Below are 13,115 nucleotides of genomic sequence, written 5' to 3'. Positions count from 1 at the left end.
CTTACTCGTCCGGTGAAGGAGCTAGGGGTTAGCCTGGTATATATCACCCCGGCGGAAGCATTTTTTACTTCTATAAAGATGTCTTTTTTGGCGGCTATTTTTTTGGCTTTGCCTGTTATTCTGTGGGAGGTTTGGAGCTTTATCCTTCCGGCCCTACACCCCCATGAGCGCCGGTGGGTTTATATAGTGATGCCCTTTTCCCTTATGCTCTTTTTTGGTGGAATAGTTTTCGGGTACTCGGTGGTTTTACCGGTTGCTCTGCGGTTTCTTTTGGTAACAGCGAGCGAAGGGTTCCAGCCGCTTATCACAATATCCAAATATCTTGGATTCCTTACCACCTTCGTACTACCTTTTGGTGTTATATTTCAGTTGCCCCTGGTGGTTATGCTTTTGACTAGGCTGGGCCTGGTTTCGCCGCAGTTTCTGGCTAGGAACCGCAAACTGGCGGTGCTTGTAATTATGGTTATAGCCGCGGTGATAACCCCCACACCGGATGTTGTTTCTCAGCTTCTTTTAGGATTACCCATGGTGCTCCTTTATGAGAGCAGCATTTGGCTCTCTTATTTGGTCCGCAGGAAGCAGGAGAGAGTAGAGGGAGAAGAAGCATGAGAAGGTCAAAGTAAATTTTCGTGAAAAGGAGGAAAAATTCTATGTTTAATTTGGGAGTTCCCGAGCTTCTCCTTATTTTGGTCCTGGCCTTGATTATTTTCGGGCCTGGAAAACTTCCCGAGGTAGGTCGGGCTTTGGGTAAGGGCATACGGGAATTTAAGAAGGCCACTACTTCTTTAAGTAACGAGCTAGAAGAAGCAGTAAAGTTTGAGGAAGCCAAGGGGGAAAATAAGAAAGAAGCCAAGGTAGAAGACGGAAAAGAGGTTGGGGAAAAGGAAGGGAAGGCTTAAGCTCTTCCTAAGTAAAAGGTAATGCGTAGAAAAGGGGTCGCCAAGGGTAGCAAGCGACTCCTTTTTTCTGGGCAGGGGAGGTGAAAACCATATGTTGGACACCCCTAAGGGTAACCGGCTCCATATAGCCCTTTTCGGCCGGCGCAATGCAGGCAAGTCTAGCCTTATAAACGCGCTCACAAACCAGGAGCTGGCTGTGGTCTCCAGCATTCCGGGGACTACTACAGATCCGGTGTTTAAATCTATGGAAATCCTGCCCCTGGGTCCAGTGGTCCTTATAGATACGGCCGGCATCGATGATACTGGTGAGTTGGGCGCACTAAGGGTCAAAAAGACGTTGGAGGTTCTACGTAAAACTGATCTGGCTATCTTGGTCTTAGACCCTGAGCATGGGGTAGGGGATTATGAGCTTGAGCTTAAAGCACGCTTGGCTGAAGCTAAAATTCCGGTAGTAGCTGTGCTTAACAAGATCGATGTAGACGGGCGGACAAGGCTTGCTGATCTAGAGCAAGCCCTGGGGCAAAAGATACTCCCTGTAAGCGCTAAAACCCGCCAGGGTATAGAGGAGCTAAAAAGGGAGCTTATCAAGGCTGCCCCTTCCGACTTTGAGGCTCCCTATTTGGTAGGCGACCTTGTAGAACCGGGTGATCTCGCCGTACTGGTGGTACCCATAGATACGGCCGCACCTAAAGGGCGACTTATTTTGCCCCAAGTGCAGGTCCTGCGCGACCTTTTGGACCACAATGCCATGGGATTGGTGGTAAAGGAGAAGGAGCTTACAGATGCCTTAGCTAAGATCCCGCGGCCCAAGATAGTGATCACGGACTCCCAAGTTTTTTCAAAGGTGGCTGCCGCCACGCCCAGGGAGGTCTGGATGACCTCATTTTCCATCCTTATGGCCCGGTATAAAGGGGACCTGCTGGAGCTGGTGAGGGGAGCCAAGGCTATAAAGCATTTGAAACCGGGCGACCGGGTGCTCATAGCCGAAGCCTGCACCCACCACCGCCAGCCCGAGGATATAGGAAAAGTGCAAATACCCCGGTGGCTCCGCCAGCAGGTGGGAGGAGAGCTCGATTTCCAGTGGGTATCCGGGGGAGGCTTTCCGGAAGATCTGTCCCCTTACCGGCTGATCGTACACTGTGGGGCGTGCATGATAAACCGGCGGGAGATGCTCTACCGTATCCAGGCGGCTAAAGCGGCCGGGGTACCCATAGTAAACTACGGTGTTTTCCTGGCATACGTCCATGGTATATTGGACCGGGCCCTGGAGCCCTTCCCTGCAGCCAAAATGGTGTGGGAAGAAGGGTCTTCAAGATGATAAAACACGGGTTGGCAATACCGGCAGGGGAAGGCAGCTCAATTAGTAACAGGGAAGAGGCCACAGTGGAGACAGTTACGGTGGAGCCGGTGGTGGTAAGGCCGTGGTATGTAAACGGAAAGGGAGGGTACGATCTGGTAGTTACTTCTCCGGAAGCCACGGTAAAGGATTATTTGCGTGCCCTGGAGAAGGTGGAAAGCTTTAAACTCTACAAGGTCTTTCGGCCGGAAGGTGACTGCCGGGGTTGCCCCCATTGCTGCCGGGACCGCCTGCCTTTGACGTTGGCCGATGTATTTTTATTGCGCGAAGGTATTAAAAACCTTACCGGCCGGGATATATCCGTCAGGGAGGTGATAACCGGGTATTGCCGGGTACGTAAGCTAGGGCCGGTCTGGGATATTACTTTAAAGACTGATGCGGAAGGTTACTGTATATTCCTTACCCCGGGCAACAACCTCTGCCGCCTTTATCCTTACCGGCCTTTGGTCTGCCGGACTTATTATTGTTGTCCGGCTACTTACAGGAGCCTGGCCCTACGTTCGGCCATTGTAAACCGGGGTCAGGACGAGCTGGGGTTCTACTGGGAACGGCGTAAACTAAAGTCACCCGCCTCATACCTGCGGGATATGTGCTCACCTAGCTTGTGGGAAGTACTAACCGGGAGGAAGGTCTCATGCGTATCGCCCTCATCGCCCATGACCGAAAGAAGGAAGAGTTGGTAAATTTCGTTTACCAGCACCGGGATATTTTGGCCCGGCACCGGCTTATAGCTACTGGAACTACCGGAGCCCAGATTATGGCCCGTACGGGTTTAAAAGTGTACCGGTTGCTATCCGGACCCCTGGGGGGTGACCAGCAGATGGGGGCTTTGGTGGCCAAGGGCCGGCTGGATATGGTGATTTTCTTGCGGGATCCCTTAACCCCCCAGCCCCACGAGCCGGATATCAACGCTCTGTTACGTATATGCGACGTACATAATGTCCCTGCTGCTACCAATTTGGCCACAGCTTCAATTTTCATTGAGCATTTACGGCGCCTGGGTTAAAGATAATCACCGACCAGGGTGGCCCTGCATATCTTGAGAGTAGCACACTGTTTCCCAAAACGGGAGGTTAAAAAGGAGGGTCACCTATGGTCGAGGCTCAACGTGTACCACCTTGCCCGGGAGGGTTTCCCTATATAGTGCAACCGGGAGATACCATGTTCTTCATCGCCCAGAGGTTCAACGTCTCCTTGGACGATCTGATAGCGGCCAATCCTCATGTACCCGATCCCGACCGCATATTCCCCGGGCAAGTGATATGCGTACCCTTACGGGACAAATTTTTCTGCCCCGGAGGCTTTATCTACGTAGTAAGGCGCGGGGATACCCTTTATGAAATTGCCCGCCGCTTCGGTACTACGGTAGAAAGGATAGTACAAGCCAATCCTCAAATAACGGATCCCAACCTCATTTACCCCGGCCAGCGCCTGTGTATACCCGTATTCCGTCCCCTGCCCTTGCGGCGTTTAGCCTTTGCCCTCTTTGGGACCGAGCACGCCCCTCAGGCTAAGGGCGTGGCTTTAGCCGACGGGGATCAAAGGACGGTCACTGTGATAGCTTGGGATCTGCCGGATCCCCGGGCCTTGAGTATGGATAGATACATGCTGTGGGTCCGCTACAGGGACGACGATGACTTTGTTACCGAAGATATGCATCCCTTGGCGCACGGTATGCTGATGTGCCATCATCGCTTGAGGTACCGGCAGGATCCCGGTGGTTTCCTACCCTTCTTGGTAGTAGGCGTACGGTTCCCCCACTTCTTCGGCCCTGTAGTTCTGGGCGGCTTCCTGCCCGTATGGTGGTAGGAGGGAAACGATTTGCATGTTTATATCTCGGCAGATATGGAGGGTGTGGCGGGGGTAACTACCTGGGAAGAGGTAGAACCCTCAGGAGGAAATGCGTACCAGCGGGCCTGCCGGTTGCTCGCCGGGGAAGTGAACGCGGCAGTACGCGGGGCCCTCGCTGCCGGGGCTACACGTGTTGTAGTGAACGATGCTCACAACAAGATGCATAACTTACAAGGCGAAGCTTTATCTCCCAAGGCCCACCTGATTAAAGGCGGCCCGAAGCCTTTAGGGATGATGGAAGGGATAGACCCCAGGTTTAACGCTGTGTTGTTTGTCGGATATCATGCACGGGCCGGGAGCGCAGGAGTCCTTGCTCACACCTATACTGCAGCCATCCTGTCCTGCCGGGTTAACGGACGGGAAGTAGGGGAGATAGGTCTTAATGCGTGGGTAGCCGGTTTGTACGGGATTCCAGTGGTAGTGGTATCAGGGGACAACGTAGCTTGTGCTGAGGCCAGGGAGCTTTTGGGTGAGGTAAAAACAGTAGTAGTGAAAGAAGCGCGCAGCTATTATTCGGCTTACAGCCTCAGCCCGGTAGCGGCAAGGGAGAAGATAAAGCTTGCCGTGCTCGAGGCCTTGGGAGATATAAAATCTTTTGCTCCCCTTAAGCCTCCCGCGCCGGTTACCCTGGAGGTAGAGTTTAAGGAGGTATCCCAGGCTGAAGCAGCCGCCCTCCTGCCTCGTAGCAAGCGCCGGGGAGCCCGGACGGTTGTGTATGAGACAAAGAGTTATATGGAGGCCTACCGTGCCTTCCGGGCCATGGCCGCTCTAGCTAAAAGTTAAATTTGGGTAGGCCTCCTCTTGGGGTTAGCAAAGTTTGCAGGTGGTAGAAGGGCTACGGCTATCTTTAAGGCATCGCCTTCCTTGGCCGCCCGGGGAAGAAGGGCGCGGGGAAGGGAAAAGGTTTGGTTATTAAATTTGAGGATAGCTTGTTCTTCGTCAAGCCGCTCTATAATCAAGGGCGGTTGTTTTTTTAACATCCTTATCCCCATCCCTCCTACACGATTATACCGTTTAGACCCGGAAAAAATCCAGCTTCCAGGTAGCAGGAAAAGAACTAGGAGGTGGCGAATGTTAAGAAGGCCAGATAAGGTGGGAGGGGACGAAAAAGGGTATGCCGAGCCGGAAAAAAGTTGTAGTTCCTCAGGGAAATAGCTCGTTGTGGTATATAAGCTTTGGTGCCCTGTTAGTTTTGCTTTTCTACCCGCCCTTTTTCCGCGGGCTTTTCTTCCCTGTAGAGCAACGCTGGACCCTTATTTTAACTACTGTAATCTTTATACTGACCTGGCTCTGGAAATTTTCGCGGCGGGAAATAAGTTTCTTGAGATCTTCCTTGGATTATCTTGCCCTGGGTTTGGTCATGGTTTATGTGTTGAGCAGTATCAAGCCGGCCAGTCGGAGCCTCGCTCTGGCCGAGGTAAGCAAAGTAACCCTTTATTTCTTGGTTTTTTGGTTAATAGTTCAGCTAAACAGAAACGAACTCACTACAAGATGGATCCTGCACAGCCTTTATGCTTCGGGTATAGGGGTGTGCCTGGCTGGCTTGCTTACGGCTACGGAGATAATATACATCAAAGACGGGTTTGTAGGGGGGCGAATATATTCTACCCTGCAGTACCCCAACGCCTTGGCCGCTTATTTAATGGGGGTAAGCTTTATAGGGTTTTACCTCTGGAGCAGGGCCCAAAATGGAGCCCGCCTTGCTTATGCTGCCGGCAACTATATTATTCTTATGGTGTTCATAGGGACAGGCTCCCGGGGAGCTTATCTTGTATATCCTTTAACCCTGGCCCTTTACTTTTTGGTATTGCCCCGGGGTTTTAGGCTTGGTTTCCTAGCCCACCTTGCAGTTACCTTCGGTTGTGCACTGGTGGGTAACCGCTTTTTAAGTTTGGCCGTGGCCCAAAATTATACCGGAGCCTGGACATGGTTTCTGGCAGGCCTGGTCTTGGCTATAGGGTTACAGCTTCTTGCTATTGCAGCGGTAAGGCTTGTACCTTCCGCCCGTACCCGCCTGGCCCTTGCTCTAAGTTTGGTGTTGCTTCTGGCGGCCGGTTGGTATAGCTACTCGGCCGTTTTGCCCTCCAGTACATCTTTGCGAAGCCCAGACCAGGCAGCGGTGCTGGAAAAGCTTCTGCCTTCCCACATAATCCAGCGCATAAAAGACATCAATCTGGAGACGAGGAGCAGCCGGGAGAGGATAGAATGGACCCGGGATGCCATCAATATGCTTAAAGAAAAGCCTCTTTTAGGTTATGGTGGGGGAGGATGGGAGGCAGCTTACCGGCACTACCAGCGTTACTTCTACAGCTCTACCCAGGTACATAACTATTACGCACAGCTCGCCGTAGAAACGGGCCTGGTGGGAATGGTAGTGGTGGCAGGTTTATGGCTGTCTTACGTGTCTGTAGCGGTTAAAAATTACCTGTCTTACCGAGGCGAAGACCGGCTTCTGGTGGGGGCTTTATTCGCTGGAGCGTTAAGTTTAGGACTGCACGCCGCTTTAGATTTCGATCTCGCTTTAGGGGCGGTATCCATACTACTGTGGTCCTTGTGGGGCTTGATGCGGAGCCTTGAGCGCTTGAGGCGTGGGGAAGAAGTTCTCCTTTCTTCCCGGGAGTTCTCCAGGGTACAGGTAAAATACGCCAGTGTGGTGGCTCTGGCAGCCCTTATTATCTTCGTTTTTAGCATATCCTTCCTGGCGGGTACGGCTTCGGCCCGGGAAGGGCTCCAAGCCTACCAGCAAGGCAACCTGCGCGCGGCCGCGTCCAAGCTGGAGGAGGCTGTAAAGTACGACCCCTTTATGGCCTCTTATGCTGCCGACTTGGCCTCTATATATTTGAGGGAAGGCAAGTACTCGGAGGCTTTAAACCTAACCTTACAGGCCGTGGAAAAGGAGCCGTATAATTATTTATTAAGGCTCCGGTTGGCGGAAGTTTACTGGGCCTTAGGGGAAGTAGACCAGACGGTTAAAGCCCTGGAAAAAGCCCGGGACCTCGCTCCCTGGGTGGTGAGTACGTGGGAAAGCCTGGCCCGGGGGTATGTTGCTTGTGGAATGCGGCTTTTGCAGGAAAACCAGGGGGAAAAGGCTAGGGAATTATTTGCCCAAGCTTTGCATCTGCCTTCGGAAATCGAGCAGCGGCTTAAACTCCTCGGTGATTTAGAAAAGCTCCATGACGAGAAGTCAGGCGGCCTTAGCCTTAGCCCTGCCCTGCGTTTGGAAGTAGCTAAGGCCCAGTATTTCTTAGGGCGAAACAAGGAAGCTATGGATAGCCTGGAAAAAGCCGGTAAAGACAAAAAGCTGGAACCCGAAGTTAAGCTGTGGCGGGCTCTAGTGTTAAAGCAGCAAGGCCAAGAGGCGAAGGCAAATCAGCTGTTAGAAGAACTTCGGAAGAGCCACCCCGATTTTTTGACCCAGTTCGACCAGATACGGGAGCTTCCTGTTTTAAGTTAATCGGGCTGGGATACCGGAGTGCTTCCTGTTTTATGTTAATGGGGATTACGATATTGGTTTTTCGACGTGGTATAATAAAAGTATGATTGATCTCACTTGTTTATCCGAAGTACGCCGGGATTTAGAAGCGGTGGAAGAAGAGCTGTTAAAACAGGCTGAGGCCCCCGATCCCGTTCTGGCTCAGGCGGCACGCCAGATGGTTACCGCCGGGGGAAAACGCTTACGCCCTGCTTTTGCCCTTTTGGCCGGCAGGTGTTGCGGTGGGTCGCTGGAACAACTTTTGCCTTTAGCGGTAGCTCTGGAAATGATCCATATGGCTACCCTTATTCACGATGATGTTATCGATGCCTCTCCCTTAAGGCGGGGAAAACCTACGGTATGGGCCAGGTGGGGGGAAAAGGTATCCCTGCACGCCGGTGATTATTTGTTTGCTCGGGCTTTATTGTTAGTTGCCACCTACGACGACCCGCGCATACCTTCTTTGCTTGCGCAGGTTAGCGTTAAGATGGTGCAGGGGGAGCTGGATCAACTGGATTCTGCCTTTATGTTAGAAATAACTTTGCGGGAGTATCTCGAGCGTATACGGCGCAAGACGGCTCTCCTTATTTCGGCCAGCTGCGAGCTGGGAGCCATAGCTGCAGGGGGCGCTCCGGAAAACGTTAGGGCGCTGCGCCTGTACGGGCGCTATCTGGGCATGGCCTTCCAGTTGACCGACGACGTGTTGGATATGGTGGCCGACCCCGAAAGCCTTGGTAAACCGGTGGGTAGCGACCTGCGCCAGGGGATTTTAACCCTGCCGGCGATTTATGCTTTAAGCAATTCTTTCTATCACCGGCGTTTAAGCCTGCTTCTTGCCAAGCCTCGTAAGAGCGAAGAGGAGATAGCCGAGGCGTTGGAGATTATCCGTAACTCGGGAGGAATCGATTTTACCCTGGAGTTGGCCGAGAAGTACCTCGCCAAGGCCAGGGCGCAGCTATGGTCCCTTCCTCCCGGGCGTGCCCGGGATATTCTGGAGGAGTTAACCACTTTTGTGAGGGTGCGGAAGTTTTAGTGAATTATTATCCTGTATTTTTACAGTTAAAGGATAAGCCTTGCCTGGTGGTCGGCGGCGGTCGGGTAGGGGAACGCAAGGTGGAAGGGTTACTTAAAGCCGGGGCCCGGGTTACCGTGGTCAGCCCGGAAGTAACCCCGCGCTTGGCCGGTCTGGCCCGGGAGGGCCGTATCGACTGGGAGCCCCGGGAATACCAGCCGCCCGACCTTAAGGGTAAGGTTTTGGTTTTTGTTGCTACCCCGGACAGGCAGCTTAACTGGCGAGTAGCCAAAGAGTGCCGGGAGCGAGGTATTTGGGTTAATGTGGCGGATGGGCCTGAGGAAAGCTCCTTTCTGGTACCGGCCGTAGTACGCAAGGGCAGCCTTCAGGTGGCTATCTCTACGGGCGGTCAGAGCCCGGCCTTGGCCGCTTGGCTAAGGGAGAGGATCGAAGAGATGGTTGGGAAGGAATACGGTAGTTTTAGCCAATTTTTAGCAGAGCTGCGGCCTCTCCTTAAGGAAAGATTCCCGGAAGACCAGACAAAGAGGGCCGACATATTCCGCAAACTGGCCAGGGACACGGAGCTCCTGGAATTAGTTGCCCGAGGAGATAAAAAGGCTGCGAGGGAGCGGGTGGAGCGGTGTTTATCTGGGTGGTAGGCTTAAATCACCGCACGGCTCCGGTGGAGATCAGGGAAAAGCTGGCTTTTCCCCGTTATGTCCTGCCGGAAGCTCTAAAGTCTTTAAAGGAGCTGCCGGACATAGCGGGAGCGGTTATCTTAAGCACGTGTAACCGTACAGAGGTATATTTCGTCACCTCAGAACCCGAGCAAGCCATTAGAGAAACCAAGGATTTTTTGAGCCGGCGTTGTGAAGAGGAGCTTTCCCTTTTAGATAAGTATTTATATACTTACAGCTCCTATGAAGCCGTAAGGCACCTCTTCCGGGTGGCTTCAGGGCTTGATTCCATGATCCTGGGAGAAGCTCAAGTCTTAGGCCAAGTAGCCGAAGCTTATGATATAGCCCGGGCAAATGATGCGACGCACCCTGTATTAAATACGCTTTTCCAGCAGGCCATCTCTACAGGAAAGCGCGTAAGGACAGAAACGCGTATAAACCACAATACGGTGTCCGTAAGTTACGCCGCGGTAGAGCTGGCCAGGCAGGTCTTTGGTAGCCTAGAAGGGCGGACAGTTCTCGTCATCGGAGCAGGGAAAATGAGCACTCTGGCTGCCCGTTATCTTAGGGATAACGGAGTTACTACCGTTTTGGTTTCTAACCGGTCCTATGAGCGGGCGAAGGCTTTAGCCCAGACCATTGGCGGCCAGGCTGTACGATTAGATAATCTGGAAGATATTTTACCTCAAGCGGATATAGTTATAAGCTGTACGGCGGCCAGCCATTATATTTTACATCCCGAGCAAGTAGCCCGGGCCAGAAAGGGCCGGGAAAATACGCCTCTGATGCTGATAGATATCGCCGTACCCCGGGATATCGATCCCGCCGTGGGGGACCTTCCGGGTGTCAAGCTCTTCGATATCGACGACTTGCAACAGGTGGTATTGAATAACCTGGAAGAGCGGCAGAAAGCAGCGCAGAAGGCAGAAGGCATCATTGCCGAAGAGGTGGAAAATTTCTTCCAGTGGTTAGGTTCGCTATCTGTGGTACCTACCATTGTAGCCCTTAAGAAGAAGGCGGAGGCCATAAAAGAGGCGGAGCTACGGCGCGCCTTCAACCGCCTGGGTTCGCCCTCACCCAGGGAAAAGAAAATTATAGGGACTCTGGCTAATTCCATTGTAAACCAGTTGTTGCATGATGTTGTGGTCAATCTTAAGCAAGCAGTTTTTAAACCCCAGGGTCATTTGTATGTAGAAGCTCTGCAAGAGCTCTTCGGCCTTGAGGTGAAGGAAGAGCAGGATACAGGTGATTTGAGGTGCCGGGCCGACGGGAGGTAGCCCGAACCTGCTTGGTGGAAAGCTATGGTGGAAGAGCCGGGGTTAAGGTAGGCCGGAGAAAGGAGACGTACCGGGGAGGCTCATAGGCGTATGGGACTTAAATTGGTAGTAGGTTCCCGGGAAAGTGCACTAGCTAGATGGCAGGCCGAATGGGTCATAGCAGCGTTAAAGAGAGTTCATCCGGAGCTTAAATGCGAGCTGGTAACATTAAAAACTAAAGGAGATAAGATACTGGATGTGGCCCTGGCCCGCATCGGTGACAAGGGCCTTTTTACTAAGGAGTTGGAGATAGCTTTAGAGGAAGGCCGTATAGATGTGGCGGTCCACAGTATGAAGGATGTGCCTACGGTGCTCCCTCATGGTCTGGTTATAGGTGCCATAGGACCGAGGGAGGACCCCCGGGATGTTCTGGTTTCGCGCCGGGGTCAAGGTTGGACCGGCCTTCCGGCAAAGGCCCGCCTGGGCACGAGCAGCCTGCGGAGGAAAGCGCAGCTCTGGCACTGGCGGCCGGATTTAGAAATTGTCGATCTGAGGGGAAATGTTACTACACGGCTGGCCAAGATGGAAAAAGAAGGTTTGGACGGGATAATTCTTGCTGCCGCAGGGTTAAAGCGCCTCCGGATGAGCCACTGGGTGAGCGAGGAGCTGCCTTATGACATCTGCCTTCCAGCCGTGGGGCAGGGAGCTATAGGAGTTGAAGTCCGGAAGGATGACAAGCGGGTACTCGAATTGATTAAACCGTTAAATGACCCACCTTCTTTCGCCTGCGTACAAGCAGAGCGGGCTTTCCTCAGAGAATTGGAGGGCGGGTGCCAGGTGCCTATAGCCGCCCTGGGCCGGGCGGAAGGAAGCTGCCTAATCCTAGAAGGGATGGTAGCCAGCCTGGACGGCAGGGAATTGTTAAGGGACGTGGAAGCGGGCTCGGTAAGCCGGCCTGAAGAGGTGGGTAAGCGCTTGGCAGCTAAGCTCCTCAAACGGGGAGCCAGAGCCATCCTGGAAGGAGTGCGGAGGAGCTATGGTGCAGGCCAAAGGTAAGGTATATTTGGTAGGTGCCGGGCCAGGAGATGTAGGGCTTTTAACTTTGAGGGGAAAGGATTGTTTGGCAGAAGCAGATGCTGTGGTTTACGACCGTCTTATAAACCCCGAGTTACTCCACTTCACCCGGGAAGATTGCGAAAAAATTTACGTGGGTAAGGCCCCGGGGCGGCACGCCCTATCCCAAGAGGAGATAAATAACCTCCTTGTAAGGCTCGCCAGGGAAGGTAAAAAAGTAGTACGTCTTAAAGGGGGAGATCCCTTCCTTTTTGGTCGCGGCGGGGAGGAAGCCCTGACCCTCAGAGAGGCCGGTATCCCTTTTGAGATAGTTCCGGGGGTTACCTCGGCTGTGGCCGTACCTGCCTATGCAGGCATCCCGGTGACCCACCGGGGAGTGGCTTCTACGGTGGCTATTGTTACCGGCAACGAAGACCCCGGCAAAGAAGGAACGCGGATAAACTGGCGGGAGCTGGCCCGCAGCGCGGATACCCTGGTATTTTTGATGGGAGTAGGCAATCTCTCCCATATTGTGGGACAATTGCTGCTCCACGGCCGCCCGCCCTCCACTCCTTGCGCTCTTATCCGCTGGGGAAGCCGGGCGGAACAGGAAACCTTGGTGGGGACCCTGGTAGATATTGAAGCTAAGGCCCAAGCCGCCTCCTTCCGCAACCCGGCCGTTATAGTGGTGGGGGAGGTAGTCCGGCTGCGGGAAAAATTGGCCTGGTGGGATAACAAGCCTCTGGCCGGACGGAGGATCGTTGTTACCCGCCCGTGGCCCCGGGGAAAGGGAATGGCCCAAAGGCTTTCAGAATTGGGAGCCGAAGTGGTCCAGTTTCCGGCCATAAAGATAAGGCCTCCAGTCGATCTGGAAACCTTCGATAGGATGGTAAAAGAAGCATCCCGTTTCGACTGGATTGTATTTACCAGCGTGAACGGGGTGGAGTGGTTCTGGCGGCGCCTTAAGGCCCAAGGCTTGGATGTAAGAAGCCTGGCCGGGGTAAAAATAGCGGCCATAGGACCGGCCACTGCAGAGGCCCTGGCGGAGCGGGGTATCTTGGCAGACTACCAGCCGGCGGAGTATATAGCCGAAGCGGTGGCTTCGGGTTTAAAGCCTTACGTAAAAGGCAAAAGGGTGCTTCTACCCAGGGCAGATATAGCCCGGCCGGTCCTTGCAGAGGAACTGAGGCAGAGCGGGGCTGAAGTAGTGGAGGTAGCCGCTTATAAAACGGAAAAAGCCGACGGAGATGCCGATCGATTGCGGGAATGGTTGTCTAATGGGAAAATAGATGCCGTTACTTTTACCAGTGCCTCAACAGTCCGCTCCCTGCTGGAGGTGCTGGGCGGAGATGCGGCGGAGCTGCTAAAAGATACGGTCGTGGCCTGCATAGGTCCCGTAACCGGTAAGGCCGCCCGCGAGGCGGGCCTAAAGGTCGCGGTAGAGGCCAGGGAATATACCGAAGAGGGTCTTATCCAGGCCTTGTTAGAATATTTTGCTAAAACTAGTAAACGAGCAAGGGAGTAAGGGGGTAAAGGAT

Annotated in this window: 14 protein-coding genes; 13 read left to right on the top strand and 1 reads right to left on the bottom strand. The window is 53.4% G+C overall.

Features of this window, described 5'->3' with window-relative positions:
- From tatC to L5656_RS04905, 7 genes are all read left to right on the top strand, one after another.
- The coding region (gene tatC / locus L5656_RS04935) for a twin-arginine translocase subunit TatC (protein WP_297199889.1) at positions 1–609 on the top strand (609 nt) is incomplete at its 5' end.
- 41 nt (positions 610–650) lie between these two features.
- A complete protein-coding gene (tatB, locus tag L5656_RS04930) occupies positions 651–899 on the top strand; it encodes a Sec-independent protein translocase protein TatB (protein ID WP_297199887.1) in 249 nt (82 codons plus the stop codon).
- A gap of 91 nt (positions 900–990) precedes the next feature.
- The gene (hydF, locus tag L5656_RS04925) at positions 991–2,217 is read left to right on the top strand and encodes a [FeFe] hydrogenase H-cluster maturation GTPase HydF (protein ID WP_297199884.1); all 1,227 of its coding nucleotides are present in this window, start codon (positions 991–993) and stop codon (positions 2,215–2,217) included.
- Positions 2,214–2,939, top strand: a complete 726-nt coding sequence (locus L5656_RS04920) for a YkgJ family cysteine cluster protein (RefSeq protein WP_297199881.1) — start codon at positions 2,214–2,216, stop codon at positions 2,937–2,939. The genes hydF and L5656_RS04920 overlap by 4 nt, the downstream gene beginning before the upstream one ends.
- The gene (gene mgsA, locus L5656_RS04915; RefSeq protein WP_297199878.1) at positions 2,891–3,262 is read left to right on the top strand and encodes a methylglyoxal synthase; all 372 of its coding nucleotides are present in this window, start codon (positions 2,891–2,893) and stop codon (positions 3,260–3,262) included. The genes L5656_RS04920 and mgsA overlap by 49 nt, the downstream gene beginning before the upstream one ends.
- 86 nt (positions 3,263–3,348) lie before the next feature.
- Positions 3,349–4,065, top strand: a complete 717-nt coding sequence (locus L5656_RS04910; RefSeq protein WP_297199875.1) for a LysM peptidoglycan-binding domain-containing protein — start codon at positions 3,349–3,351, stop codon at positions 4,063–4,065.
- 12 nt (positions 4,066–4,077) lie between these two features.
- Positions 4,078–4,890, top strand: coding sequence for a M55 family metallopeptidase (locus L5656_RS04905; protein WP_297199871.1), 813 nt, complete (start codon positions 4,078–4,080; stop codon positions 4,888–4,890).
- On the opposite strand, the gene L5656_RS04900 is transcribed toward L5656_RS04905, so the two are convergent.
- Entirely contained in the window at positions 4,887–5,087 is a 201-nt protein-coding gene (locus L5656_RS04900; RefSeq protein WP_297199869.1) for a DUF3006 domain-containing protein, read from the bottom strand. The genes L5656_RS04905 and L5656_RS04900 overlap by 4 nt on opposite strands.
- A 134-nt stretch (positions 5,088–5,221) precedes the next feature.
- Here L5656_RS04900 and L5656_RS04895 point away from each other — a divergent pair, with 134 nt between their 5' ends.
- The 6 genes from L5656_RS04895 (at position 5,222) to cobA (ending at position 13,102) form a co-directional block, all read left to right on the top strand.
- Positions 5,222–7,561: an O-antigen ligase family protein gene (locus tag L5656_RS04895; RefSeq protein WP_297199867.1), complete on the top strand. Its 2,340-nt coding sequence runs from the start codon at positions 5,222–5,224 to the stop codon at positions 7,559–7,561.
- An 82-nt stretch (positions 7,562–7,643) separates the two neighbouring features.
- Positions 7,644–8,612: a polyprenyl synthetase family protein gene (locus L5656_RS04890; protein WP_297199865.1), complete on the top strand. Its 969-nt coding sequence runs from the start codon at positions 7,644–7,646 to the stop codon at positions 8,610–8,612.
- On the top strand, positions 8,612–9,250 hold the full coding sequence (locus L5656_RS04885; protein ID WP_297199863.1) for a precorrin-2 dehydrogenase/sirohydrochlorin ferrochelatase family protein: 639 nt from the start codon (positions 8,612–8,614) through the stop codon (positions 9,248–9,250). Before L5656_RS04890 ends, L5656_RS04885 begins: the two co-directional genes overlap by 1 nt.
- Complete coding sequence (hemA, locus tag L5656_RS04880; protein WP_297199861.1) at positions 9,232–10,545, top strand: glutamyl-tRNA reductase; 1,314 nt, start codon at positions 9,232–9,234, stop codon at positions 10,543–10,545. The genes L5656_RS04885 and hemA overlap by 19 nt, the downstream gene beginning before the upstream one ends.
- Positions 10,546–10,635: 90 nt before the next feature.
- On the top strand, positions 10,636–11,580 hold the full coding sequence (gene hemC / locus L5656_RS04875; protein WP_297199859.1) for a hydroxymethylbilane synthase: 945 nt from the start codon (positions 10,636–10,638) through the stop codon (positions 11,578–11,580).
- Positions 11,561–13,102, top strand: coding sequence for a uroporphyrinogen-III C-methyltransferase (cobA, locus tag L5656_RS04870; protein ID WP_297199857.1), 1,542 nt, complete (start codon positions 11,561–11,563; stop codon positions 13,100–13,102). The genes hemC and cobA overlap by 20 nt, the downstream gene beginning before the upstream one ends.
- Positions 13,103–13,115 lie beyond the last annotated feature (13 nt).

Origin of the sequence: Thermanaeromonas sp., from assembly GCF_021890735.1 — a bacterium.
Classification (GTDB): domain Bacteria; phylum Bacillota; class DSM-521; order Neomoorellales; family Neomoorellaceae; genus Thermanaeromonas.
This window is presented reverse-complemented; position numbering and strand designations above follow the sequence as displayed.